At 60.8% G+C, this 2,050-nt stretch carries 1 protein-coding gene and 1 pseudogene; both read right to left on the bottom strand.

All coding sequences use genetic code 11. From position 1 onward, the window contains the following. Window positions 1-300 (bottom strand): annotated as a pseudogene (locus tag IVA91_RS14770) (hypothetical protein); the annotation flags it as partial. 16 nt (window positions 301-316) lie between these two features. After that, window positions 317-1,705 (bottom strand): DUF4403 family protein, encoded by a 1,389-nt coding sequence (locus IVA91_RS14765; protein WP_247458866.1) that lies wholly within the window; start codon window positions 1,703-1,705, stop codon window positions 317-319. Between the last annotated feature and the right edge of the window lie 345 nt (window positions 1,706-2,050).

Genomic DNA, 2,050 nt, shown 5'->3' with positions numbered 1-2,050 from the left:
GCCGAGCGCGGGCGTGCCTTGCGGAACGATGACGACGCCGGACACAAAGACCGGCCGACCGTTCAGCCCCGTCGAGCGATAGAGCACGCGATAAGTGGAGGCGCCGAGCGGAGCACCGTCCATCGGCTCCTGCCGCACTAAGGTGCCCGGGGCGCCGTTGAGCAACGATTCCGGCGCATCATAAAATGTCGTCTGGCCTGACGCTATTCCCGGAAGGCCAAGCACCGCCGTGGCGATGAGCGCGGTCGACATCCACCTGCGCGGCCAGCCACCAAAGAGATTGCTGGTGAAGTATCGCATGGTCGAGCTCACGTGCTTACAGTCCGTAAACTATCTTCAGACCGCCGCTGGCATGAAGGGCAATCAGGATGCCTTCGCGCAGCAAGTGCACTTTTCCAAGCCTTGCGGAGTCAAGGTGGCCCTCCATGCGAAAGCCGTCCTTCAGCGGGCGCGTCAAGCGTTCGTTCGCGGCCATGAGCAGGTTTTGGTAGGAAATGCCGTAGTCGAGATTAGAGCCATTCTTCAATTGCGCCGCGAGCTGTTGCACGGCAGATCCAATCTGGCTGTCCTCTGACGAGGTCGTCAGGCCAATTTCGGAAAGGCCAAAGGTCCTATTGTCGGCATCGACTTTTGGCTGGGCCGAAAGATAGATCCATTGATCCGCGTTGGGATCGGCGTCGGAGCTCTTTGCTATGCGAAGGCCGACCACGAGTTTGCCCGAGGACGGGTAGATCTGAACCTCGCGTACGGACGTGTTCTGCGCCGGAACGGCTGCAATTGCCTGGCTTACCTTTTCCTTGACCGCCTCGTAGTTGATGCGCACGGGAAGAATGACATCGAAGGTGCCCGGCTCAGCCACCGCGGCGCCGAGCGGCGGGAGAGCCGTTGCCGTGACAGCTGGCGGCTGCTGCCCGATTAGAGTTTCGGCGGAGCCGGTAAGTTCAAGCGATCCCCACAATACCTTGCCATCGGCGCGGACACCCGCGAACGCCGCGGTCTGCGGGATCAGCTGCAGCCAGATCGGCGGATCCTTCGAGATTTTAATGGGGTCAAACGCGTGACGCCATGCCGTCTCGGCCTTGCCGTGCAGGTCGAGTGCCCGCGCCGCGGCCAGCGCGCGCGACCGGATGCGGCCCAGCTGGGTTCGAATATTGGGCTCGACATAGGGGGCAAGGTCAAACTCGCGACCCAGCACGTGAAGGTAGGGATGCTCACTCCAGTGGAACGAGTCGCTGATGTTGAGCTGGAGCGATCCATCCCTGCGCAGCTCGGGGCGCGCTTCAACCTCGATCGTCGCGCGTGCCTCGGTCTCGCCCCGGATGCGCGCCGTGAACCGATTAGCTCCCTGACCTTCGGCAGCACCATGTATGGAGACCGCGCCGAAGACGCGATCGCCCCGGCCATACAGCGAGACCGGGCTAGTCCGGTCGACAAATCCCCATACGTCGCAGTTGGCGTTGACCCGGAAGATGAAAACATGACGATGAACGCAGTTGATGCGTTCGTCGATGGTGGCAAGCCGCTTTGGAATGTCCCGCTCGATCGCTGCAGCGAGAGCCGGCAGCCCGAGCTCGACCGTCGCAGAGATGCGTGAAGTCGTTACGAGTGGCGTTGCAGCGTCCGGGCTATATGCCGGCTTCTCAGCGGCGAACGCGATCGACGGGAGCACTAAGACAAGGAGTGCACCTAGGCCGACGATATCCATGTGTGATCTGCTAGCTATCGAAAAGCATTCCGGCCCATATGACCATGATGGAAACATCATTCTAGTGCTCCAGCTTCAAGGAAAACCAGAACCACAGCAGCATTCGGTGGGCGGGCGAGTGCTAACGGTCCTGTCCGTCAGGGGGAACGACGCATGCTGCTTCGGACCCGGCAGACACCGGCAATCAGCCATTATCCGTTCCGTCAGGTGTTAGGCCGATCCCCACGCGCTTGAGAACATCAGAGGCAACTTCAAGATGAGCCCCTTACATCGCGCAAGTCAAATGACGAATGAGGCAAATGCTGCGACCTTGGTGGGGTGCTTGTCGGCGATGAATTTCGCGGT

The sequence above is a fragment of the Bradyrhizobium sp. 153 genome (assembly GCF_023073835.1).
Taxonomy (GTDB): Bacteria; Pseudomonadota; Alphaproteobacteria; order Rhizobiales; family Xanthobacteraceae; genus Bradyrhizobium.
Note: the sequence above shows the minus strand (reverse complement) of the source record. Positions and strands in the feature narration are given on the sequence as shown.

Coding starts and splice junctions, on each gene's coding strand:
- IVA91_RS14765 (WP_247458866.1), bottom strand. CDS start 1,705: ATGGATATCGTCGGCCTAGGTGCACTCCTTGTCTTAGTGCTCCCGTCG.